The organism is Psychrobacter sp. ASPA161_6 (assembly GCF_051970285.1).
Taxonomy (GTDB): Bacteria; Pseudomonadota; Gammaproteobacteria; order Pseudomonadales; family Moraxellaceae; genus Psychrobacter; species Psychrobacter glaciei.
Genome location: NZ_JBEFNJ010000002.1, coordinates 599,680 through 623,592, shown reverse-complemented (window position 1 = coordinate 623,592; position 23,913 = coordinate 599,680). Strand labels below are relative to the sequence as shown.

At 42.9% G+C, this 23,913-nt stretch carries 16 protein-coding genes and 1 other RNA gene; 6 read left to right on the top strand and 11 right to left on the bottom strand.

The features are described 5' to 3' along the window. Nucleotides 1-33: 33 nt before the first annotated feature. The 5 genes from rnpB to coaD all read right to left on the bottom strand — a co-directional run bounded on the left by rnpB (nucleotide 34) and on the right by coaD (nucleotide 3,453). Nucleotides 34-416: RNase P RNA component class A (rnpB, locus tag ACTQ9T_RS08640), an RNA gene on the bottom strand. A gap of 85 nt (nucleotides 417-501) precedes the next feature. Beyond that, entirely contained in the window at nucleotides 502-1,242 is a 741-nt protein-coding gene (gene bioD, locus ACTQ9T_RS08635) for a dethiobiotin synthase (protein ID WP_440464794.1), read from the bottom strand. Further along, nucleotides 1,239-2,564: an adenosylmethionine--8-amino-7-oxononanoate transaminase gene (gene bioA, locus ACTQ9T_RS08630; RefSeq protein ID WP_440464793.1), complete on the bottom strand. Its 1,326-nt coding sequence runs from the start codon at nucleotides 2,562-2,564 to the stop codon at nucleotides 1,239-1,241. Before bioA ends, bioD begins: the two co-directional genes overlap by 4 nt. 55 nt (nucleotides 2,565-2,619) lie before the next feature. Beyond that, nucleotides 2,620-2,868, bottom strand: a complete 249-nt coding sequence (locus tag ACTQ9T_RS08625; RefSeq protein WP_025651626.1) for a YfhL family 4Fe-4S dicluster ferredoxin — start codon at nucleotides 2,866-2,868, stop codon at nucleotides 2,620-2,622. A gap of 60 nt (nucleotides 2,869-2,928) precedes the next feature. Continuing rightward, nucleotides 2,929-3,453 carry a pantetheine-phosphate adenylyltransferase gene (coaD, locus tag ACTQ9T_RS08620; RefSeq protein WP_010201795.1) on the bottom strand — a complete coding sequence of 175 codons (525 nt, stop codon included), beginning with the start codon at nucleotides 3,451-3,453 and terminating at the stop codon, nucleotides 2,929-2,931. 252 nt (nucleotides 3,454-3,705) lie between these two features. Here coaD and smpB point away from each other — a divergent pair, with 252 nt between their 5' ends. Next, nucleotides 3,706-4,182, top strand: coding sequence for an SsrA-binding protein SmpB (gene smpB, locus ACTQ9T_RS08615; protein WP_010201796.1), 477 nt, complete (start codon nucleotides 3,706-3,708; stop codon nucleotides 4,180-4,182). 101 nt (nucleotides 4,183-4,283) lie between these two features. On the opposite strand, the gene rarD is transcribed toward smpB, so the two are convergent. Then, nucleotides 4,284-5,306, bottom strand: coding sequence for an EamA family transporter RarD (gene rarD / locus ACTQ9T_RS08610; protein ID WP_440464792.1), 1,023 nt, complete (start codon nucleotides 5,304-5,306; stop codon nucleotides 4,284-4,286). Nucleotides 5,307-5,596: 290 nt separating this feature from the next. Between rarD and ACTQ9T_RS08605 the strand changes: the two genes are divergently transcribed. From ACTQ9T_RS08605 to ACTQ9T_RS08585, 5 genes are all read left to right on the top strand, one after another. Then, the gene (locus ACTQ9T_RS08605; protein ID WP_189582755.1) at nucleotides 5,597-6,064 is read left to right on the top strand and encodes an Lrp/AsnC family transcriptional regulator; all 468 of its coding nucleotides are present in this window, start codon (nucleotides 5,597-5,599) and stop codon (nucleotides 6,062-6,064) included. A 245-nt stretch (nucleotides 6,065-6,309) separates the two neighbouring features. Continuing rightward, a complete protein-coding gene (locus ACTQ9T_RS08600; RefSeq protein ID WP_440464791.1) occupies nucleotides 6,310-7,068 on the top strand; it encodes a hypothetical protein in 759 nt (252 codons plus the stop codon). A gap of 273 nt (nucleotides 7,069-7,341) precedes the next feature. Next, nucleotides 7,342-9,771 (top strand): YgiQ family radical SAM protein, encoded by a 2,430-nt coding sequence (locus ACTQ9T_RS08595; RefSeq protein WP_440464790.1) that lies wholly within the window; start codon nucleotides 7,342-7,344, stop codon nucleotides 9,769-9,771. 471 nt (nucleotides 9,772-10,242) lie between these two features. Next, nucleotides 10,243-10,653: a hypothetical protein gene (locus ACTQ9T_RS08590; RefSeq protein WP_440464789.1), complete on the top strand. Its 411-nt coding sequence runs from the start codon at nucleotides 10,243-10,245 to the stop codon at nucleotides 10,651-10,653. Nucleotides 10,654-10,854: 201 nt separating this feature from the next. Then, nucleotides 10,855-11,433 carry a hypothetical protein gene (locus ACTQ9T_RS08585; RefSeq protein ID WP_440464788.1) on the top strand — a complete coding sequence of 193 codons (579 nt, stop codon included), beginning with the start codon at nucleotides 10,855-10,857 and terminating at the stop codon, nucleotides 11,431-11,433. 66 nt (nucleotides 11,434-11,499) lie between these two features. Here ACTQ9T_RS08585 and ACTQ9T_RS08580 read toward each other — a convergent pair whose 3' ends face one another. From ACTQ9T_RS08580 to ACTQ9T_RS08560, 5 genes are all read right to left on the bottom strand, one after another. Beyond that, on the bottom strand, nucleotides 11,500-14,022 hold the full coding sequence (locus tag ACTQ9T_RS08580) for a sigma factor-like helix-turn-helix DNA-binding protein (protein ID WP_440464787.1): 2,523 nt from the start codon (nucleotides 14,020-14,022) through the stop codon (nucleotides 11,500-11,502). Between the two features lies 1 nt (nucleotide 14,023). After that, entirely contained in the window at nucleotides 14,024-16,222 is a 2,199-nt protein-coding gene (locus ACTQ9T_RS08575) for a DEAD/DEAH box helicase family protein (RefSeq protein ID WP_440464786.1), read from the bottom strand. A gap of 81 nt (nucleotides 16,223-16,303) precedes the next feature. After that, nucleotides 16,304-18,382 carry an NAD-dependent DNA ligase LigA gene (ligA, locus tag ACTQ9T_RS08570; protein WP_440464785.1) on the bottom strand — a complete coding sequence of 693 codons (2,079 nt, stop codon included), beginning with the start codon at nucleotides 18,380-18,382 and terminating at the stop codon, nucleotides 16,304-16,306. Nucleotides 18,383-18,663: 281 nt separating this feature from the next. After that, the gene (locus tag ACTQ9T_RS08565; RefSeq protein WP_440464784.1) at nucleotides 18,664-19,680 is read right to left on the bottom strand and encodes a cell division protein ZipA C-terminal FtsZ-binding domain-containing protein; all 1,017 of its coding nucleotides are present in this window, start codon (nucleotides 19,678-19,680) and stop codon (nucleotides 18,664-18,666) included. Nucleotides 19,681-19,895: 215 nt separating this feature from the next. After that, a complete protein-coding gene (locus ACTQ9T_RS08560; RefSeq protein WP_440464783.1) occupies nucleotides 19,896-23,897 on the bottom strand; it encodes an AAA family ATPase in 4,002 nt (1,333 codons plus the stop codon). Nucleotides 23,898-23,913: the final 16 nt, after the last annotated feature.

Sequence of the window (23,913 nt, the reverse complement as noted above, 5' to 3'; positions counted from 1 at the left end):
AGCATTTTATAAATACAATTTCAGCCATTAAAAAGGTTTGGTAAACCGATAAGCCGGGTTCTGTCGTGGACAATCATTCCTCTAGGCGTACAATCGCTCGTACGCTCAAGCAACCTACCCGCATCGAACGCGGGCCGCGCCATGCCGATGCCTATTTGGTCTTGCTACGCGTGGAGTTTACCATGCCGTGAACTGTTGCCAGCCACGCGGTGCGCTCTTACCGCACCCTTTCACCCTTACCGATGACATGAATATCTTGCGATACCCATATAAGCCAAAGGCGGTCTACTCTCTGCTGCACTGGTCGTCAAGTTACCCTGCCCAGCCGTTAGCTGGCACGCTGCCCTATGTAGCCCGGACTTTCCTCCCCTACTCATCTGTTGCCAGTGTGCAGCGGCGATTGCCTAGTCTACCAAGCGCGCTAGTATAGCAAATCTAATCGCCGTCTAGGAATATCTTTTACGCTTATTTGCATTCACAAAGATATTATTCATAAACTACTTAAATAAAGTCCTTTGGCAAAGACAATGTCTGATGCTTAAACGCTGTTTTAGTATCAGACATTGCATGGTTTTCTAATTGGGGTAACTGTAGCCAGTGTGTCGTTGGATAATGTTGCTGTAGATGGTTCTGTAAAAACTCAATCGTGCTATCAGCTATCTCGACGTCAGTATTATCGGTATCGTCATGAATATGATTATAGACAACAGTATGAACCTGTAAGCCGCGCTGGGTAATAGCTTCGAGACTAAGTAAGGTATGGTTGATACTACCCAAGCGACCCGAAGTAACTAAAATAATCGGATAGCCTTGAGCAGCAATGTAATCTAAGACGAATAGCTGCTCAGTAATGGGCACTAGCAGTCCGCCTGCGCCTTCTAGTAGCACTACTTCATAATCAGCTTGTAAGCTTTTTGTAGCGCTCGTAATAACCTCAGGATCGAGTGTTTGTTTGGATAGTCGACTCGCAAGATGCGGTGAAGCAGGTTTTTTATAACGATAAAGACAAGTAATAAAATCCAAATCACACGGCTGTAGCGGTATGTCCATCAACGCGCGGTGCGTGATAATATCGTCAGCAATACCCATTTCACCGGTCATTGGATTGACACTAACGCCCGTTTGGACTAACTTTTGAGTGATAACGCTTGTGCCTTGCTCCATTAAGGCTTTTGCAAGCATTCCAGTGGCATAGGTTTTGCCAATATCGGTATCGATACCAGAGATAAATAGCACGCTCATAGGATAACTCTATCGGTCGTAGAAATTTGACCCAAGTAAGCAGTGACGACGGTTAGTAATGACTGGCATAACGTTACCAGCTCATCATCAGTGATGATGTAAGGCGGCATAATATAGACCAACTTACCAAAGGGTCTGACCCAAATACCATTTTCAATCAGCAATGTTTGAAAGGTCGGCATATCAACGGCTTCTTGCAGCTCAATCACTGCTACCGCGCCTAGACAACGCACCTCGGCAACACCATTTAAACTCGCAGCTGGAGCAAGCTGTTGCTCCATGACAGATTGCATATTGGCTGTACGCGCTTCGATATCATAGGACAGTATTAAATCAATTGAGGCACAAGCAACAGCACATGCCAACGGATTACCCATAAAAGTTGGGCCATGCATCAGAGCTGGATAATCGCTTTGGCTAATGGTATCAGCAATATGGCGCGTACATAAAGTCGCGGCAAAGGTCATATAGCCGCCAGTCAAGGCTTTACCAATCGTCATGATATCAGGGCTGATACCCGCATGCTCACAAGCAAATAACTTGCCACTACGCCCAAAACCAGTGGCAATTTCATCAGCAATCAGCAGCACCTCATGCTCATCACATAGCTGACGTAACAGTTGCAGATATTCAGGACTATAGAAACGCATGCCACCAGCGCCTTGGATAATCGGCTCGATAATAAAGCCTGCCAGCTTATCGCTATACTCATCAAAAAACGTTGTCAGTGCGGTGCGTTCTTCTTTCACTAAAACACGCTCAAACCCTAATGGTGGGGCAGGAACGAAGTGCTGCATAGGTAATTGTTTGCCATACAAGCTGTGCATACCATTAATAGGGTCGCAAACACTCATCGCGTGCCACGTGTCGCCATAATAACCAGAGTGTGTTGAAGCAAACTGGCATTTTTGTGGACGCTTGGCGGCAATCTGATATTGCAATGCCATCTTAAGCGCAACTTCTACCGCAATACTGCCGCTGTCGGCATAGAAAATAGCCTCTAAACCAGTAGGCACAATATCGAGCAGTTTTTTGCCCAAATCTATCGCTGGCTGGTGCGTCAAACCACCAAACATGACATGCGCCATTTTGCCTAACTGCTCAATCATCGCCGCATTTAGTTTGGGATGATTATAGCCATGTGCACTCGCCCACCACGACGACATGCCATCGATCAGGCGCGTGCCATCTTGGGTGATGATATAAATGCCCTCAGCACGATCAATAACGATATTGGGATAGGTCGGTGGTAGGCTGGCATACGGGTGCCAAAGGTGCTGCTGGTCAAAGTCGCTCATTATCTGGCTTGCATTTATCGTCATTACATTGTCCCTAAAGCGCTTTAAATCCAGATGTTATCAATAGTATATGAGTCACTTATTGACCAGTAATGCGTTTGTATTTAGACATCAAATCACTTTCAGTTTCGACATGGTTAGGATCATGAGGAATACAGTCAACCGGACAAATAACCACGCATTGCGGCTCATCGAAATGACCGACGCATTCCGTGCATAAATCAGGATCGATGACATAGATATCATCGCCTTCTGAGATGGCTTCGTTTGGGCAGGCAGGCTCACACACATCACAATTGATGCATTCATCAGTAATTAATAGCGCCATAAACTGCTCCTTATTGTTTATTATTAGCCTATATGCTGTAGCTATGAGCTTATTAAAGGGCTAGCTGTCTTTAATAGCCAGTTTTTTTGTAAAAGCCTGTGCCACACACGGAGGGACGAATTTATTGACATCGCCGCCAAGTCTGGCAATTTCGCGAATCATCGTCGACGAGATAAATGAATAGTTCTGAGAAGGGGTCAAAAACACCGCTTCAAAGTTTTCATCGAGCTCGCGATTCATATTAGCGAGCTGAAACTCATATTCAAAATCCGACATCGCCCGTAGACCACGCAATACCGCAGTGGCGTTTTTTTCACGCATAAAATCTACCAGCAAGCCTTCGAAACCAATGACCGAGACTTGGGGTAAATCTTCAAACACGGTCTCTACTAAAGTGACGCGTTCTTCGAAATTAAATAACGGTTTTTTATGATGCCCTGAGGCAACGGCGATGACGACCTCATCAAACAGCTTGGTTGCGCGCTTGACCAAGTCCACATGACCATTGGTAATCGGGTCAAAGGTGCCAGGATATAAAATTTTTGTGTGCAGCTTTGAAGAATTAGAAGTAATAGAGTGGCTCATAACATGGCTAATATAGTCGGTAATATTACGCCATATGCTAGCAAATTTTGCCCGAACTTAATACTTATCTGCTACATTTGTCCTAACAGCTGACTTACATTTTTGTGAGGTGCTTTGCTACAATAGGCGGTTCGACTCATCCGTCTTATCATTCAAATGTAAGATAATCCAATTAAACGGGTTAGGATGAGGAATTAGTAGGACTGGTCAGATAAGAACACGATACTTTTGAGTGATTCTTATGGAGAAATTATGTCAAAAAAATCAAAAAAACCGGAAAATCAAATTTGTGCGAACAAAAAAGCTCGACACGAGTACTTCATTGAAGAAACGTTTGAGGCAGGATTGTCGTTACAAGGTTGGGAAGTAAAAGCCATTCGCGCGGGCAAAATGACCATTACCGAAGCTTATATCATCTTCCGTAATAACGAGGCTTTTATATTTGGTGCGCATATTCAGCCGCTACTATCCAGCTCGACGCATGTCAGCCCTGATAGTATCCGTACCCGTAAACTGCTGCTCAATCGCCGCGAAATCGAAAAATTGATGGGTGCAGTCAACCAAAAAGGCTATGCCTGTGTGCCCTTATCCTGCTATTGGAAAAACTCGCTGGTGAAATGTCAAATTGGCTTAGCATTGGGTAAAAAGCAGCACGACAAACGCAAAACGCTTAAAGATCGTGATTGGGAACGTGATAAGCAACGTGGCTTTAAACAGCATTTAGATTAATGAGCGAATGAAACGATTCACTTTAATCTAAGGTAAAAAGGACGGCTCAGTAAATTGAGCCGTCCTTTTTTATCGCTTATCCATATTGTCAATCGTAACTCCTACGCAACTTGTTTTTTGACCGAAGATGATAGGTTTTTACGAGCGCGGCGCAGTTGGCGAATGCCATGAGTGACCAAACAAGCAATACCCAGCCAAATCAAACCATAGCTATAAATCATCGCTGATTCAAACGGGTTGCCCAATACGGTGATTGCCAATATGAATAATAATGCAGGCTCCAAATAACTCATCATACCGTAGACATTTACCGGCAGCATTTGACTGGCATCCACGTTGGTTTTCATGGCTAACACACTCATGACACCGAGTCCCGCCAGCATAATGATAAAAAATCCAGAGCCGCTAACGAGCATTAAACTACTAGGTGCTACCAAAAACAAATAAGCCAAAGCAAATGGTGCGAATATCGTCAAATCGACCAAGAGTCCAGTCACTGCACCAATTCCTTGCAGACGACGCAAGATATAATAAATAGGATACGTGCCGCAGACCCAAAGCGTTGCCCAAGAGATACTTTGCGTACGGATAATTTCACTGCCGACCCCTAATGCGGCAAAGCCAACCGCCAGCCATTGCAGACGGCTTAACTTTTCGCCAAAAAAGACACAGCCAAATATAACCATCATTAGTGGGAATAAGAAATAACCCATCGCGGTTTGTACACCTTGCCCATTCACGGGTGCCCACATAAATAACCAAAACTGGCTTAAGAATATCGGCGTTGGTAATAACAACCACACCCATTGCTTCACAGTACCTAGCGCTTTTAACTTATCAATATGAACACCTAAGCGCCCACTAATCAGCAAATATCCTATCAGTGCCGCCCACATCGCTAGCATACGCCAGATAAACACTTGCGTACCTGACAATGGCGCTAAAAAGCTGCTGTAAGCATAAAGTACACCAAATAACAAATTCGACAGCACGGCCAATGCTACGCCTAACATTAATGTGCGCTGCTGTGCGCTACCTGCTGTCCAAATAGTAGGCAGTGGCAAGCGCGAAACAGTCGTTGCGAGCGTATTTGCAAAGACAGTAGAAAGGATGGAAGTAGACATAAAAGCACCGTACATTTAAATAGATATTAGGAAACCAGCTATTAGCTTTGATTTGTCATGAATAAGCTTTTTTGAGCTCTAGGCTCTGATTGCTAAGCTTTGATTGTTGATCTTGATTAACAGCATCTATTTTACGAATTAATGATGAGATATTATTGCTATAACAACCTATTTATAAATAAATTTATCTTTTTGAGCACTCAAAACTGAATATTTTCTTATCTTTTAATTTATAGTGATAATAATGATAAAAACGGATAATGAAAGCATTTCATAGAAGGGAGAACATAATGAGCCAAATTTTAGATGATATCGATAAAGCGATTTTAAATTTGCTACAGGACGATGCGACCTTGCCATTAAAAACGGTGGCAGAACAAGTGCATGTGTCTATCGCTACTGCCCAGCGCCGTATCCAAGCATTGATAAGCAACGGCGTGATTACTAAGCAGGTCGCTATCGTTGACCCAAATAAGGTGGGTTACGGACTGACTGCCGTGGTGATGATAGAGATGGCGCGCTCAAATACTTCGATGCAACATCGATTTGAGCGCTTGATGAATACACAGCCACAGGTCATGAGCTGCTATGAAGTGTCGGGCGATGCGGATTTTATGTTGATGGTCAATGCCAAAAATATGAGTGATTACCATCGATTCACGACGGGTTTGCTGACCTATGAGAATAATGTGCGCAACTTTAAAAGCCAATTTGTGATGAATTTCACTAAAAGTGGTACAAAGATTTTATTGGATTAGCAATCTCGACAAGCATTGGTTTATTGAGTTAATTAAAAGTAGCTAAGTCGCGCTCAAACAAGGTACGATAACAACGAAAGTTTGGCAAAAAATAGATACCAAATCAATAGCCCGTCGGTATAGTCGATTCAATTTAAAAGTAGTACAAGGCAACCGAGTGTAGATGTATATGTGATACTTCAAGCGAGGTTAACGCTGTAATACTTTTATAGTGGAATGACTATAGTAGACAAGGAAGCCTTAGCATGACTAAAAATACCCGTGCCATTAAAAAAGAAGAAAGTAATAATCCAGCATTAAAAGCATTAAGCTTCAAAACAGTGATAACAGGGGCGTCACTCGCAGCATTGCTCGTCAGCTCTGGCTGTGCAACCAGTTCATTGTTAGAAAACAACAAACATGTCAGCACCACAACGACTAAGAGTGTGTTGTCTGAAGATCAAATTGTGGCTTTTGGTCGTCCTGCACAGGCATTGCCAAAAACGCCAAATGCGACAATGGTGATCGTCGGTGAAAAGAACAGCTATGTGCTGACCCAAGGCGGGACGGAAATGGTCAATTTACTCACCAATCTGACGCCAAAGAACATCCAAGTCGATAATGACATGAGCTTTTCTGTGCCCAATAATGACGGCTATTTTCAGGGAGAAATGAAGCTTTCTTACGCCAAACTAAAAGATGAGTTTAAACGTTCTGATTACCAGTTCTTTTTACAAAACAATGGTCGCGAATGCACCTCAGCAAGCGATCAACGTATCAATGCTCAGCGCTTTTGCTTTAGCGTTCCTGTCAAAGGCGCTATCTATCCGCAAGTCAGTAATTTAAGCCTAATTCAGTCGAACTATCGCGCCTTGACCAAGCCTTATATGGTTAGCTTTCATACAGAAACACAGCAAGACCAAGTCATTCGTAGTGGCGCAAATACGGCGCAAAAACTGGTATTACTACCCTTTGCCCTAGCCTTTGATGTTGTGACTTTCCCATTGCAATTGTTAGACAATTAAAGAACTTGTCAGCCAATGCATTGATCACCTCCTGACTCATACTGACTCATAATCTAAAGCAAGAATGGTTCTGCATTTCCCAAAACCATTCTTGTTGATAGGCTGATAGATTGTCTTACACTATCAATAACTTATCGCCAATTGCCCCTCATAGAATAGGTCGCATAGTGAAGGCAATTCATGTTAAAATGAGCGCTTTTAAATTCGCCTTTATTATCAGTGAGTAATAAGGGACGTATTTTTAGTGCCATTTTCTAATTAACAGGTCCGCCCATGTCTGCCGATACCATTGCCCGCACTGCCTTTAAGCAAGGCACCAAGCCACTTTATGATTATGACAAACATTGGGCGAGCTGCTACGAGCCTGCGCCTTATCTACCGATGAGCCGTAAAGAGATGGACGATCTGGGCTGGGATGCGTGTGATGTCATCATCATCTCGGGCGATGCTTATGTCGATCATCCAAGCTTTGGTATGGCGATTATTGGTCGCTTGTTAGAAGCACAAGGCTTCCGCGTCGGTATCATTGCTCAGCCAGATTGGAAGAGCAAAGATGCCTTTATGGAACTGGGCAAGCCTGTCTATGCCTATGGCGTGACCGCTGGCAACATGGACAGCATGATCAACCGCTATACGGCAGATCGCAAAATCCGTAGTGATGATGCTTACTCACCAGGTAATGTCGCTAATAAACGTCCCGACCGTGCTGCTATCGTTTATAGCCAGCGCTGCCGCGAAGCTTATCCTGATGTACCGATTATCCTAGGCGGTATTGAAGGCAGCTTACGCCGTATCGCGCATTATGACTATTGGTCAGACAAAGTCCGTCGTAGTATTTTGCTGGATGCCCGTGCTGACGTCTTATTGTATGGTAATGCTGAACGCGCTATCGTCGATGTGGTGCATGGCTTATCAAAAGGCTATAGCTTTGAGCAAATGAGTAAATTGCGTGGTACGTCATATCTATTGACACCGACACGCCGCCATTGGCAAGCTGGCATGACCGAAGTTGCCAGTAACGATGTCGATACCGTCGGCCGTGTCGATCCGATTATTAATCCATATGTCATGACCGAAGACATCGATAGCTGCTCAATTGAGCAAGACAAACCAAGCGACTCGCCAGTTGGGCAAGCGATGACTGGAATGTCTGCTCAGTATCAAGGCTTTGTCGCTGAGCCTGTCGCCAATAAAGTCATCAATGCTGAACAAGTCGATGAAGAAACGCAAGTGGTACAAATGCGTGGCTTTAATAAGCCCATGACGGCGCGTAAACATAAACTCAAAATGCCACCGCGCGAGCAAACGGTCATTCGCCTGCCTGACTATGAACATGTCAAATCTGACCCTGTGCTTTATGCCCATGCCAGCCGTATTTTGCACCTTGAGACCAATCCAGGGAACGCTCGTGCGCTGGTACAGCGTCATAGTAGCGGTGCTGGTAACTCGCACACTTCGATTGACGTGTGGCTGAATCCACCACCGATTCCACTCTCAACCGAAGAGATGGATTACGTGTTTGACTTGCCGTATGCCCGCCTGCCACATCCAAGCTATGGCGATGCGCGCATCCCTGCTTATGACATGATTAAGTTTTCGGTCAATATCATGCGCGGCTGTTTTGGTGGTTGTACATTCTGCTCGATTACTGAGCACGAAGGCCGCATTATTCAAAGCCGCTCAGAAGACTCTATCTTGCGCGAAGTGGAAGCGATTCGTGATACTGCACCTAACTTTACTGGCGTGATATCTGATCTTGGTGGCCCAACGGCTAATATGTATCGTCTCAGCTGTAAAGATGAAACGATTGAAAAGAACTGCCGCAAGCCTTCTTGCGTCTATCCTGATGTCTGCGAAAACTTGATTACCGATCACAGTAATTTAACCAAGCTATATCGCAAAGCGCGTGATATCAAAGGCGTGAAAAAAATCCTTATTGCCTCAGGTCTGCGTTATGACTTGGCAGTGAAAGACCCTGAATACGTCAAAGAATTGGTCAGTCATCATGTCGGTGGTTATCTAAAAATCGCCCCTGAGCATTCTGAAGAAGGCGTGCTATCGAAGATGATGAAGCCGGGCATGGGCAGCTATGATAAATTCAAAGCCATGTTTGAGCAGTACAGTCAAGAAGCGGGTAAAGAGCAATATCTGATTCCTTACTTTATTGCCGCGCATCCGGGCACGAAAGATGAAGATATGATGAACCTTGCGCTTTGGCTAAAAAGTCACGGCTACCGTGCTGACCAAGTGCAAGCATTTTATCCAAGCCCGATGGCGACAGCGACCACCATGTATCACACCCATAAAGATCCGCTACATAAGGTCAGTCGTGATGAAGGTGACATGGATATCGTCAAATCTGGCAAGCAGCGTAAATTGCACAAAGCTTTCTTGCGCTTCCATGACCCAAAAAACTGGGTGATGTTGCGTAAAGCATTGCAAGATATGGGTCGTAGCGATTTGATTGGTAAAAATCGTGGTTGCTTGATTCCACCATTTAACGCCAGCTTAGAAGGTCGCGATGCCGCACAAGACAGCTACCAATCGGCGCGCAAAAAGAACAGCCGCTTAGGTAATGATTCGGTGAAGCGCAGCAATGGCTCAACCAATAACAATGTCGTTAGTAAGAATACCAAAAAGAAAGTAAGCAAAGGTAATTTCCAGACACAGCATACGGGTCTGCCACCACGCAAAACTAAGTAACTAATTCCGCTGACCAAACTTATAAAGTGAACTTGGTCAGCGACAGCTTAGGTATCCTTATCAATAAAAATCGCCCATCGGCTCTCAAGCTGATGGGCGATTTTTATTTGCCTAGGTAATTGTGAGTGTCTATAGTCAGTGAAAAGTAATATCGACACATGACGCACTGGTGATATCAATTTTTCTTGCTTGCTGTACCTGTGCAGACAAAGGCTACAAAAAATTAATATCAGCAGCATCGTATTGTTTTTGGGGTATTTTGACTATGGGGCGTCCCCTAAATGACTTATTACCCGAATAAAGTCCCACTTAAATTAGAAATTACATTAGTCATCGGTTAAGTAAGAAAGCTAATAGGTAACAAACAATTTCTAACATCGCTCTGACTATATTTTCGCTACTATGGCGCCATATGCTTAACGCATTATTAAGAACAGTTAAATGAATCAAGTTAATACTTTGGAGAAAACGATGAAAACGATAACTAAAATTGTCACTACCCTACCAGCCCTTGCCCTACTGAGTGCTTGCGCCACTACCGCACCGACTACCCCAGATGCCACTGATACACCTGTTCCAGAAAAAGTGACAGCCGCTTATGATCGTATGGCACCAGCGCCTTATACTTGTACTGATGACAGCAAAATCATGGCAAAGCAGTCTATCAATAAACAACAAGTGATGCTAAACGCGACATTGCCTAAAGTAAATTGGGCAGAGCAACCAATCATCTTAAATGGTAAAGTACAAGGCGATGTAGCAAGTTACGTCAATGAATCAAACCCAGAAGCTGTCTATGCATGGCACATGAAAGGCGACAAAGGTATTTTTGCCATCAAATGGGCAAATGGTAAAGAATACCAAGTAAACTGCCAAATATAGTCAGTAGCCACAAGCAAAAGCTATTATAAATAGTGAACAAAAAAACAGTCATCCTATGGTGGCTGTTTTTTTGTTCGCATTTTTTAAGAATATGCCAGTTGCTTCGATATTTTCATATTCAATATTTTTACAACAGGCGCTTGTTTCCTCCATTTCGCTAGAGAACCGTAAAGAAAGCTGTCAAACTAGGGCATATTAATCATGACCAATAATAAAAAGGATAACTCGATGGCTAAGCGTCTAATAAGTATGATGGCAATTGCAAGTATATGGGCGCTGACAGGCTGCAATAACGCTGCCGATTCTGTTGATGCTACTGACCAAACCCCTGAGGCAGCGGCGACAGCAGCAGATTCATCGACGCCAAAAGGCGAATCAGCAGTCGGTACGATAGACTGGTCATTGGTAGACAGTGGTGAAAAGCCTGCTGACCCCACCAACTATCAGTACCCTTTTGCAATCGATAGTCAAAACGTCCGTGATTATGCGGATTACTTCAAAGTGGATGCTGCGACCGCTCAACACAACCTCACAATAAGTATGGCAAGTAACGAGGCACTATCGAAAGCCTTGGATCAGCTGAGTGAGACCTATGTCTCACACGAGGTAACCGATGGTAATGAGATGACGCTTATCATTCATACCACGCCTGATGTCGCTGCCAGTCGCTATGATTATGTGCTGTCTGATGACTTTGCCAAAGGGTTGATATTACCCATTGAAATCAAACCTGATGGTAAGAAAAGTGATGCGAAGGCGCATGGTGAGATGGTGGAGTAGAGACTAGGATTTATACTAATGTGACGTTCCTAGTCTTTTATTATTTACAATGTAAATCCACATTAATTAGCTAATTTGATGATGCCAATTCCTAAGTGCTCTATCCGCCGAACTCCGATCAATGGCAATATGCCGCTGAATTACATCAATATTTTCATTTATTGAAATACTTGGATTGCAAACGCTGTCTAATACCGCATATAAACTCTGAAAAGGTATTTCTTTAAGTGAATATAAATTGTACTTTCTAAACCAACCTTCTTTTTTAGTATATAGTCGAGCTATAGAGGCATAAAAATATTTAGAGTAACTACTCGAAAACATATAGTTTAGTTCATTTCTAAATATTGAAGGTTCTACAGGCTTATTATATTTTTGTAACAACTTATTAATACCACCTATATATTTATTTAAATCAATATTTGCGTATGCTAGTTCTGGCAATGTATAGAGCATTCTATCTACTTGAACAACTGTACCAGAGTTAATCATTTCATCTAGATAAAACCCTGCATGATTCAGACTTTTACTTTTCAGTAAATTAGCTATTTCTGGCTTAGTTAAAGGCTTCTCATTCCGTCTCATCGTCTCTATGATGACATCTCTTTGAGTAATACTCTTAAAGTCTTTTTTCAACCCTACTGAGTCCGTTTGCGAACGGCCATCAAAGTAGAACCCATAGTCCTCTCCAAAATGCTTTACAAAATGGCGAATTTCATAATAATCATATTTCTGTAGACTATTGGAAGAACGATAACACTCACTTAAATGAAATACATCTCTTGAGACTGCCTCTCCATATTCCATTATTTTAAGAAAAATATCATCTAACACAATATTATCCGTATCAATAAAGTTCGTATGCTTGTAAATGCCTTTACCACTTAAAAATATATAATCTGGTAGCTCAAAAGCTGTTTGTTCTAAGCGTGCTTCTTGTATTGATGTTTTCGAATAGCTATTGCTATTCACAATTTTTGCAACATCTAACCAAGGCAAACCTTTTTCATGGTCAACTAAAACACATGCTGTAGCTTCTGCCTTACCAAGCTGCTTCGGCCATACATACTGGCCTTCAATCATAATCGAATCTTGATTTTGCAAAGTAGCTATAGCATTATCTATATTTCTAATTTCTACTAATTTTAGGTCATCTAAATACTCTCTAATATCATTAATAAGAGCCGGAGCCCCATTTTCTACAAAATAGATATTTAATATAGCTCTATCTATTTCAGGATATACATATTCAATTAACTTTTCTTGACCACAGACCAAGCTCAAAAAGTCATAAAACTCTTTTTCTGAATAAAAACAAAGAAATAAGTCTTTGAAATTAATGCTAATATCTGGATTTAGTTTTGGTTCCAGAAGCTGCCATAGCATTGATTGACCTAAACGCATATTTCGAATAAAGTTATTATTAATTTTAGTTTCTTTTTGACGAATCCTTTCTCTAGTAAGGCCAAATTTTTCAGAAATCTCTTCAAGAGTTTGTTTATCCTCTACGAAACCCCAACGTTTCTGAGCAATCTCTGCTTCTTCAAACGTTAACTTATCGATATACGTATCTATATCTTCTAATAATATTCTTTCTATCTGTGTAAATGGAAGTTGGTCCAATTTCCTAGGTACAATTAAAGTAGACTCAAACTCTTTATAGTTAATACTTTCTAATATAATAGCCTGAAGTTCATCTTGAATTAATCCTCGAAATTCAATTAATTTGTCTACTACACTAGTACCAAAATGAGGTAACGTAATTAAAGTATGTCGATCAAACTTCAAGATCTCATTTATATGTTCACTTAGATCATTAACATTAATGTATCTAGCATATTTTTCCAATGGCTTCGTAAACTTAGAGTCTATACCTAAGAGACTTATACGCATATTGCTAGTATCGCATGATTGCAAACTAGTGCTATTAATAGAAGTTGTATATTCTAGTTTTTCATTTTCAGGTGATAATTGTGTTAATAACTTTAAATCTTCGAAAATTTTAACATAAGATGAACCAACTCCTGGCAGATTCGATATTCTAGAAGTGGGTAAACTCAAAAGTTCACCTAAAGTCTCTCCGAGGCTAAAGTTTTCATTAGATAGACTGACATTTCTAAGCCTTTTAATCAACTTTGAATAACTGTCAGAGAGATGCAAATCATCTAATCTCGTTGACATACTAGGAGCTTTATTCCTATTTATTGTTGAAATTGTAGAATCTTCGTCTTTTACATGTTCGAAGATACCTTCAATATTTTTGTCTTGAGGAATCTCTAGGTTGCAATGTTCTGGTTCTGGTTCTGGTTCTGGTTCTGGTTCTGGTTCTGGTTCTGGTTCTGGTTCTATGATATTAGTATGTAAATTAACATCGTTGACAATATTTATAGAAAATAATCTAAGAAAGTCAGCAAAATAAACATTTTGCTTTAGAGAAATAAAATCCTCGATACTCATTTTTTCACATAAATCCCAAAGACTTAACTGCTGATGAATATCTGTATTCGTGTTTGCAGAAATATTATTTATTAGCTTTTCGATAACAATATCTACATTTTCAAATTGAGCATCAATTTTTAAATATTTCACCTTACTGTACATCCTTCAATTTTTTGAGGAAAACTGAGATCGAACGATACTTATTCTTAATTTCTTCTTGTTCTGACATAGAAAGTTTTTTAATGTCAGATCTAGAAAATATCTTCATTTTAAGGCTATCGATCAAAACACACTCAGTCGTAATAATTTCCGCTCGCTCACTAACTCTTGAGCTATCAGAGGATCCTACTTGCAAATCTTCTATAATCTCATTAAAACTAGGCAACAGTATTTGAACTTCCTTCTCAGTAAACTCATATAATTGTGATTCCATAAAATGATGTGAGATCGCTCTCAAACTAGGCACTAATTTATACTGCTGGAAATACGAATTGACAAAATCACTTATCTTTTTAGTCATTGGTTCTGTGTCAAAATTATTATCCAATGCAGCGTATAAGAAATTATAATACGATCCAAAATGGGTAGAAATTTGATCTAAACTTACATCCATTAGAACTTTATCTAAATCAAAAATAAATGGGATATTTCCATTTACTTGAAAATAACTACGTAATTTTTTTAATAGAATTTCGCGGCTATTAAGCTGCAGATTCATATTTTCAATCAATTCAAGTACTTTTGCAGCTTCTGTACTATACTTAACTTCAAGAGAGCCATCATGGAAGACATCTTGTGTTGAGAGTCCTTCCACATCATCAATTAGACTTTCTCTATCAACTGGCATATTTCTAACTGCCCTTGAAAGTTCTTTAACTTCATTTAGCCGCTCTAAAGAGCCAACAAAATCTAAGACATGAACATATTCTTTATTAGGCGTCTTTCTTAAACCACGACCTAACTGTTGAAGCCATATTGTTCGAGAGCCTGTATAACGCATAAAAATAAGAACATTAGTTTCGGGTATATCAATACCTTCATTAAAAAGATCGCAAACTAGAATATACTTGTACTCACCTTCTCTGAAGTTTCGAATATTTTCTCGTCGTTCTTGGTCTGACATTTTAGAATGAACCAATGTAGCTGTACCAAGTTCGAAAAAGCCTATTAAATGATTCATATGCCGAATACTTCGACAGAAAATTATTCCTTTAATATTTTCAATTTCCTGTTCAGCTACTGTCCTTTCAATAATCCGAACTACTTCTTGATCTTTTTTATGTAGGAATAGTCTTTTATCTAAATCAGCAATAGAAAGGCCACTATCTAACTGGTCAATTTTGTCTTGATCCAGATCATCTAATAAAACTAAATATTTAGGAAATGCAAGTTTTCTATGTTTAAGCGCCCAAACTAAATCAAACTTACCAATATGTCCTTCATCACCCCCAAAAAATCTAATGACATCTTTATTATCAGCACGATATGGTGTCGCAGTCAATCCAATTAAAAGCCTCGGCTTAAAATTTGTGACAACTTCAGAGTAGGTTCTGGCTGGTGTATGATGTGCTTCATCTACAATTACAAAATCAAAAGATTTTTTGTGGAGCTGAGCTATTTGTCCATAGAGAGTATCAAATGATGCAAATACAAAATCTGTATCCTCTGGGTGTGACCCAGAGATACAAGCGGAGAAACTGTAATTTCCTATACCTAGGACATTTTTAAAGGCTGTGACAGATTGGAGTAATATTTCTACTTGATGTGCTAGAAATAACACTCTTGGTATTCGACCGTTTTGTTGAATTAACCTTTTGATTATATGAGCTACCGTATAAGTTTTACCTAGCCCTGTAGCCATCTCGATTAATAACTTTGATTTTCCATTCTCATATTGCGTCAAAGCCTCATCAATAACACTCTGTTGATATTTACGAGGTTTAATATCACGTCCAATTTCTGAATGTTTCACTACCCACAAGTTTTGCAATTCGTCACGATCTATAAGTTCAACACCAAGCCTTAGTGCTCGAACCTTTACTTCAGATGTGAAATATGAGTTTGTAACTAAAATCTTATTTGTTACGTTGGCTAACTTTGCTCCAGTAACTAGTTGATTAAGAGCTTTTACATCTACTGTAGCTTTCAGATTCCTTTGTTTAACTTCAATAGCAAACTTACGCTTGCCTTTATAGGCAAAAATATCAACACCACCATCACCATATTTAAATTCTTTACCTACTTCTGTAATTACAGCATCTGTCCAGCCAGATGCTACAAATAGATCCCTAATAAATATTTCAAAGTCGGTGGGTGAAAGACTATCAATATCTTTAAATTCGTTGATCATGTTTCAATTTACACTCAAATACTTAAAAGTATTACATAATAATTAAACATTTGTTACTTATAAATCCCTGAGACTAAATATTCATTGTTTCAACATAACCAAAAACTCTTCTTCACCCACGATTTTAACACCCAGTTTCTCCGCTTTGGTCAGTTTAGAGCCAGCCTTATCCCCTGCTAGTAGCGCAGTGGTTTTTGCCGAGATACTTCCCGATACTTTTGCACCGAGCGCTTGCAGTTTGGCCTTAGCTTCATCACGTGCCATTTTCTCTAGCGCACCCGTAATCACCCACGTCTGCCCATCAAGTGGCAAGTCTCCAGCAGCTTTTTGCTCGACCTTATCCCAATGCACACCTGCTTCAAGCAGCGAATTGATCACTTCGATATTATGCGGTGCACGGAAGAACTCATAAGCCAGCTCGGCAGTGATAGTACCAACGTCAGGGGTTTTAATCAGGGTTTCGATACTGGCTGCCATTAGGCTATCGAGGTCACCAAATTGCTGTGCAAAGTTTTGCGCCGTGCCCTCACCCACACCGCGAATACCAAGTGCGTAAATAAAGCGAGCCAGTGTTGTGTGCTTGCTAGCTTCGATAGCACTGATAATATTCTGTACAGATTTTTCACCCAATTTTTCTAGCGTAATTAGCTCGTCTTGATGATTGTGCAATTGATAGATATCAGCGACGGTTTTGACCAACCCATGCTCAAAGAAGCTAATGAGCCAACTCGCGCCAAGCCCATCGATATCCATGGCACGACGCGAGACAAAGTGAATCAGCGCTTCTTGCTGCTGTGCGGGACAAAATAGGCCGCCCGTACAACGTGCCAATGCTTCGTCTTCAGGCAGCACCACAGGCGAGTCGCAGACAGGACAGGTAGACGGCAGCGTCACTGGCTTTGAGTCTGCTGAGCGCTGGTCATGCCAAACGCGAGTGACTTTAGGAATGACATCCCCTGCCCGGTGGACGCTGACCATATCGCCTGCACGCACGTCTAAGCGCTGAATCTCACCAAAATTGTGTAGAGTGACATTACTAACCGTGACGCCGCCGACTTTGACGGGTTCGAGCTTACCGACTGGGGTAATAGCGCCGGTGCGTCCGACTTGCCATTCGATATCATTTAGACGTGTCATCACCGTTTCGGCAGGGAATTTATAAGCGGTGGCCCAGCGTGGCTCACGCGATAAAAAACCAAGCTGCTGCTGCAATGACAGGTTATTTACTTTAATCACCATTCCATCGATTTCAAACGGCAAATCAGCACGACCTTCAATCACTGACTCATAGTAAGTCTGTGCCGCGCGTGGGTTTGCGACCACTTCTACCGCACTGACGGTAAAGCCAATGGTTTTTAGCCACGCCAAGCCTGCTGATTGGGTTTCGATGGTTTCAGGCAATCCCTGATTGATGGAGTAAGCATAGAATGCCAGTGGGCGACTGGCTGCTATAGCTGGATCTAACTGACGTAAGCTACCCGCAGCAGCATTACGTGGATTGGCAAAGGTTTTATTTTCACTCTCTTCTGCTAGGCGATTGAGACGATCAAAACCTGCCTTGGGCATCAGCACTTCACCGCGCACTTCTAGCAACTCGATATCAGCAGCATCGGCAAGCCAAAGTGGCAAATTACGAATGGTTTTAGCATTTTGGGTAATATCTTCACCCGTTTGCCCATCACCGCGCGTGACAGCTTGTACAAACTTACCATGCTTATATTTTAGTGACACAGCCAATCCATCGAGCTTTAGCTCCATTTCATACTCGGGATTTTTTTGTGCGTCATTTAGACGGTCGTTGACGCGGCGCATAAACGTATGTAACTCATCATAGTCAAAAACATTTCCCAGTGACAACATAGGGATGTCATGAGTGACTTGGGTAAAGGCAGATAGCGGCATGTCACCGACTTGATTAATCGGACTATCAGGCTGTACCAACTCAGGATGCGACTCTTCTAACGTGACCAAGGAACGACGCAACTGATCGTATTCGCTGTCTTCTAAGATGGGATTGTCGAGCACATAATAGGCATAATTGTGCTGCTTAAGAGCATCTATAAACGTGCGCATTCGGGTGACGATATTATCGCCAGTATCATGAGCCGCATTTTTATTGGTTTCAGTTTGAGCAGCGCTCGGTAAGATAGGGTCAGTCATAGTCGGCGTCTTTTATTTGCAATTCAAGATGTCGATATAATAACAAGTTTGCAGGATACTCGGTATAGCCAATCCTATATAAATCAGATACTGTGTCAGGCTCGCTCAGTCTACTATGTGTAGTACTTTCACTCACCTTCCTTGTATCTAAATTATCTTGAAGCGACTCTAGCATTTTGCAGAAACTAAAGCCCATTAAAAAAGGCAAATAACGTTAATCGCTATTTGCCTTTTTTAATGCTACTCATTTAATGCTACTCACTCATTGTATAAAATGGCGTTTAGCCCTCATAGTCGCGGACTTGATTGCGTAGTTGCTGCTTGTATTCAGAGGTGATTGGTTCGTTCTCTTCATCCAGCATAATGGCGTCCAAATCGCTTGCCATCATATAAGCAATGCTCATCATACTATCGAAGCTGCGCAATGCTTGTGGGTGTGGCAACGATAAAAATACCACCACACCAGTATAGGTATTGGTCGCCACGCTATGCGGATCAAATGGTGCGATACCACTATCGGTGATACCCATCATGCTAAACCAAAGCATACCGGTGCCGTCTTTTTGCTCGTAGCGATGGAACATATTCATCGCGCCATAGCGCAGACCATATTTATCAATCAGCCCCAATAAATCACGGCCACGGATAGTCGCTGTTGGACGGTCACGATATTGGTGCGGCAAGATGGTGATATTGATATTGTCTTTGGCATTGATCAATGGACCGTTTTGCGCGTCGTCGCCTGACTCTGATAGATGCTGATCAAGTATCGGACTGTTGTCATCGAAGCTAGGCTCTTCTGCCGTGTCAATCGATGGCATCAGATTATCCGTTGCCGACATGAGGCTTGAAAACGCATCAGGCTCTTGCTCGATATGCATCTGATCAGCGGCTTCTACAAACTCAGCACTATCGGCACGGCGTTGCTCATCTTGCCAGCGCGCATAGTCAGCTTCATCGATGACGTCATGGTCGTCAGTTACGGTACTGCTATGCTCAGCTGTTAGCTGGGCATCGACATTGGTATGCGCTTGCGTCAAAGGCTCTTCTTCAACGACGGCATCCAAGTAGCTACGATCTGGACCGATGCTCGTCTCGCCAGCGACCGTATCATCAAGGTCTGGCTGATCGACGATATTACGCTCGTGACGCGGTATGATGGGAATACCATTTTTGTCATAATTGACCGCAGCAGCTTCGGTAGCAGCGCGGCGCTTAAAGCTACGAATGACCATAAACAGCCCTGCGAGCACGATAAACGCGGCAATGGCAATCAATATAAACTGAATAACGGTCATGATAAATACATCCTAGTATATATAACAAAAGGGAATACACAAACGAGCATAAATGGCAATATTCTAGCATGGCTGACCTATGTCGTCACCACATTGTGTACTTTATAACCAGTATGCTGGACTGAGGTCAAGCTTATTTGCATTTATGCCAATTGATTGATTATATTTGCATCTCGCTGATTCTCATAGTACTTTTAGTATCAGATTTTTGAGTCTTAGCTCTCTACATAACGCGCGGCTTCATCTAGCGAGACGCTGACTAATGTAGAAATACCTGCGCTTGGCATAGTAATGCCTTTTAGCTCGTCAGCAATCTGCATCGTCAGTTTGTTATGACTGATAAAAATAAACTGTAAATCATCTGCCAGCTCATGAATCAAACTGGTAAAGCGTTCGACGTTGGCATCATCGAGCGGCGCATCGACTTCATCGAGCACACAAAATGGCGCGGGATGCTGCTTAAATATCGCAAAAATCAAGCTCAGCGCGGTGAGCGTTTTTTCACCACCTGACAGCACAGCTAGGCGACTATTACGCTTGCCCTTAGGCTGTGCCATTAAAGTAAGCCCTGCCCGCCACTGCTCTGACTTGTATTTGTCAGCGGGGATATTGGCTGGCATATCGTCTGTGTTCAATGTCAAACTGGCTTGACCACCGCCGAAGACTTTGGCAAATAAATTGGCAAGCTCAGTATTAACAGCATCGAGCGTCTGCATAAACAACGTCTTGGTGGTCTCATCAATAGACTCAATCGCTGCCGTCAACGTCTGCATACTAGCCGCGATATCTGCCGTCTGCTGCGCCAATGGCTCTAGACGTTCATTGACCTCAGCCAACTCTGCCACTGCGGCGAGATTGACTGGGCCGATTTTGCCTAGCTGCTGCTCAAGCGTGGCGTGTTCAGACTCTAATTCAGCGATTTTATCTGGACGCACACGGCGATCATGCGCGATAAAGTCCGCGAGCAAGTTTGAGACGCTCATCACTTGTTGCTGATGCTGCGGGTGCTGTGTTAAATGCGACTCCGATTTATATTTATGGCTCACCTTATAGTACGCTTCTAAAGCGTCATGGGTATGAGTACTCGCATCGTCCAAACGCGCCATGCTTAGTGCCAACTCGGTGGCATGATTCGCAAGCTTACCCTGCTGAACTTGTAGCGTATTTTGCACGCTATCCAACGCCGTCTGCTGCTGAGCATAGTCTTGCTTAAGCATCGACAAAGCCGTATCACGCTCGGTCAGTAGCACCTGCTGCTTATCTCGTGCTGTTTGCGCCGTCTGTAATGCTGCTTGCAAGTCTGGTAGCTTATCCTTCTGCTTCTGATGACTTGCTTTTAGCTGCTGCTCGCTCTGTAGCGATTGGTCATATTGCACAGTTGCTCGTGCAAGGCTGCTAACACTATGCTCTAGGCGCATCTCGCTCTGTTGGATACGCAGCTGCAATGCTTGCCATGCATCATCATCGGCTTGGCGTGTGCGATTTAGCTCACTGCGCTCAGCCTGTAACTGCTGACTGGTCGCACGGGCATCAGATATTTGCGGCGTTAACACTACTATCTGACTTTGAATATCTTGCTGCTCATGAGTGAGCGCTTGTCCCTCTTGAGCTAACTCTTGTTGCTCTTGCTCAAGGGCAGATTTTTCCGCCATAAGACGCTGGCTGTCTGCTTGCAGGCGCTCAGCATTGGCACGCTGAGTCGTTAGCTGCTGCTGATATTTATGTTTATCACGGGTGAGCTGATCTGCTTGTGCGCGGGTTTCTTCTAGATTGACCGTTAACGCATCATAGTCGCGTTGATTCTTTGCAATGGTCTTTTGCGTTTCTTGTATTTTGGTTTCAAACTCATCTAGCAAGTCTTCTAATGCTTGCAAACGGCTGCGCTGCTGCAAACGCTGTGTTAAAAACTGGCTATTACTCTCACCTTGACTATCTTGCTCACCTGTAAACTTACTCAAATTAATCGTACCCTGACGACTGATGAGCCAACCGTCTGCGGTTAACAAAATAGCTGACGATGGCAATGCTTTTAAGATACTAGCAAAGTCTTCAAGAGTCTGCTGATTGCTCGCTTCTGATTGCGCAATATACAAGTAGCACTGCTGCCAGAGCGCCAATGCAGGCTGCTTAATCAGTTGTGATAACGGCAAGACTTTATCAGCAAAGTGGTCTGGTAAACTACTAATCAACGGCTTTGTAGCTGCCGGATTCTTGGCAGCTAACCACAAGCTATGACCACTCTCTATTGAAGACTGACCTTCTGTATTAGCCTGCTCATTCTGCGCTGTTTGATAAGTAACAATATCCGTTAGATCATGCTCAAGCACGTGCCATAAGCTGTTCGCTTCCTGAGAAGCATCGTTCGTATTATCAACGTTTAATTGATTAGATTGGTTAGAGAACAGTACATGACTATCTAGCCATAATGCCAAGACACTATCGAGTAGCGCGGCATGCTGCTGCCCTTTTTCACTCAGCTCAATCTGCTCACGTAAGGTGGTAATAGCCAACTCGTTATAGCGATTGACGACATTGCTTTCCGAGCTATCGTCTAAATTATCCGCTGTAGAGACAGAAGCTTGCTGTTGATTTTGCGGTGTAGGTTTTGGATGCAATATCTGATGCAGGGTATCATATTCACTGGCCAATACCGCGTGACGCTTTTCATGCTCACTCAACTCACGTTGCTGCGTATTCAAGCGCTGCTGTAAATCATGCGCTTGCGGTTGTAGTTCCGACAGACGCTCATCGACGCTGTCTTGTTGGCGTTCTATCTGCTGCAACTGTTTGTTTAGCTCTGCAACTTGCGTCTCTAACGTCTGCTGTAGGTTTTGTGCATCCGTTGGCGCTTGTCCATCAGAGCGCTTATCAGATTCCTTATCAAAACCATCATTATTGCTAGATGCTGATAATGACTGCTGTAATTGCTGCCATAGATTTTGCCAGTTTTGTTGGCGGCGCTGCCATTTGTCATGGTTCTGTTGATGACGTTTTTGCGCTTGGCTATTAATGGCTTGCTGCTGCTCAAGCATGCGCGCATTATCTTGCAAGCGTGATAGTTGGTTTTGCGCATCATGCCATGCGCGTTGTAACGGTTGCTCATTGCGTTTATGCATGTCACGTATACCCGTCAACTCAGTGAGCTGTGGACGTAACGCCTCTAATATATTCTGCTGCTCGGCTTGCTCGGCTTTTAATCGATTAATCTCATCCACTGCTTGCGCGCGCTGCTGATCCAAGCTCGCGAGTTGCTGCTCAATCACGGTCAATTGCGACTTGGCATCGCTCAGCGCGTGCTCAGCTTGTTGATAGCCAAGCTGCTGCTGATAATGAGCGCTTTGGGCATCGTCCTTGAGCCATTGCTCTTGATTAATGTGCGTGGCGAGCTTATCTTGTTGGGCTTTTAGCGTCTCATAGTCGGCTTGCAATGTAGCAACTTCGGCAGTGCTGCGCTCATGGGCGATTTTTTGCTGTTGCTGCGTATGCTTGGCTTGATACAACTGCTGAATAGCCAGTTGCTGCTTGATATCAGCAAGGGTCAAGGCCAGCTCTTCATAACGCTGCGCACTGGCAGCTTGTTTAGACAAGCGTTTTTGTTGGCTGACTAGCTCACTTTGCATGTCATGCAGACGTGCTAGGTTTTCTTGTGTTTTCTCTAGTTTCTTTTGCGTTTCTTCGCGGCGCGCTTGATAACGAGACACCCCTGCGGCCTCTTCAATAAATTCACGCAGCTGCATGGGACTAGATTCGACAATACGTCCAATCATGCCTTGTTCAATCACCGCATAACTACGCGCACCAAGTCCCGTACCCAAAAAAACATCGACCACATCACGGCGACGACAGCGCGTGCCATTGATGAAGTAATCCGAGCGGCCTTCTTTATTGACCTGACGACGTACAGATAGCTCTTGGTACAGGTTAAACTCATGACGAATGCCGGTATGCTCATCTTGCGTATGCTCAAATGTCAGCTCCACACTGGCGACACTTTTGGCAGCCTTATCTTGCGTACCAGCAAAAATGACATCACTCATCGCGCCACCACGCAACTGCTTGGCAGAGGTCTCACCCAGCACCCAGCGAATGGCATCAATCACGTTAGATTTGCCACAGCCGTTCGGCCCGACAATGGCGGTGATGCCATGACGGAAGGTAAAAGTCGTTGGATTGGCAAAGGATTTGAAGCCTGCCAGCTTTAGGGATTTTAGACGCATGAAGAATCAGTAAACT

Coding starts and splice junctions, on each gene's coding strand:
- bioD (WP_440464794.1), bottom strand. CDS start 1,242: ATGAGCGTGCTATTTATCTCTGGTATCGATACCGATATTGGCAAAACC.
- bioA (WP_440464793.1), bottom strand. CDS start 2,564: ATGACGATAAATGCAAGCCAGATAATGAGCGACTTTGACCAGCAGCAC.
- ACTQ9T_RS08625 (WP_025651626.1), bottom strand. CDS start 2,868: ATGGCGCTATTAATTACTGATGAATGCATCAATTGTGATGTGTGTGAG.
- coaD (WP_010201795.1), bottom strand. CDS start 3,453: ATGAGCCACTCTATTACTTCTAATTCTTCAAAGCTGCACACAAAAATT.
- smpB (WP_010201796.1), top strand. CDS start 3,706: ATGTCAAAAAAATCAAAAAAACCGGAAAATCAAATTTGTGCGAACAAA.
- rarD (WP_440464792.1), bottom strand. CDS start 5,306: ATGTCTACTTCCATCCTTTCTACTGTCTTTGCAAATACGCTCGCAACG.
- ACTQ9T_RS08605 (WP_189582755.1), top strand. CDS start 5,597: ATGAGCCAAATTTTAGATGATATCGATAAAGCGATTTTAAATTTGCTA.
- ACTQ9T_RS08600 (WP_440464791.1), top strand. CDS start 6,310: ATGACTAAAAATACCCGTGCCATTAAAAAAGAAGAAAGTAATAATCCA.
- ACTQ9T_RS08595 (WP_440464790.1), top strand. CDS start 7,342: ATGTCTGCCGATACCATTGCCCGCACTGCCTTTAAGCAAGGCACCAAG.
- ACTQ9T_RS08590 (WP_440464789.1), top strand. CDS start 10,243: ATGAAAACGATAACTAAAATTGTCACTACCCTACCAGCCCTTGCCCTA.
- ACTQ9T_RS08585 (WP_440464788.1), top strand. CDS start 10,855: ATGACCAATAATAAAAAGGATAACTCGATGGCTAAGCGTCTAATAAGT.
- ACTQ9T_RS08575 (WP_440464786.1), bottom strand. CDS start 16,222: ATGATCAACGAATTTAAAGATATTGATAGTCTTTCACCCACCGACTTT.
- ligA (WP_440464785.1), bottom strand. CDS start 18,382: ATGACTGACCCTATCTTACCGAGCGCTGCTCAAACTGAAACCAATAAA.
- ACTQ9T_RS08565 (WP_440464784.1), bottom strand. CDS start 19,680: ATGACCGTTATTCAGTTTATATTGATTGCCATTGCCGCGTTTATCGTG.
- ACTQ9T_RS08560 (WP_440464783.1), bottom strand. CDS start 23,897: ATGCGTCTAAAATCCCTAAAGCTGGCAGGCTTCAAATCCTTTGCCAAT.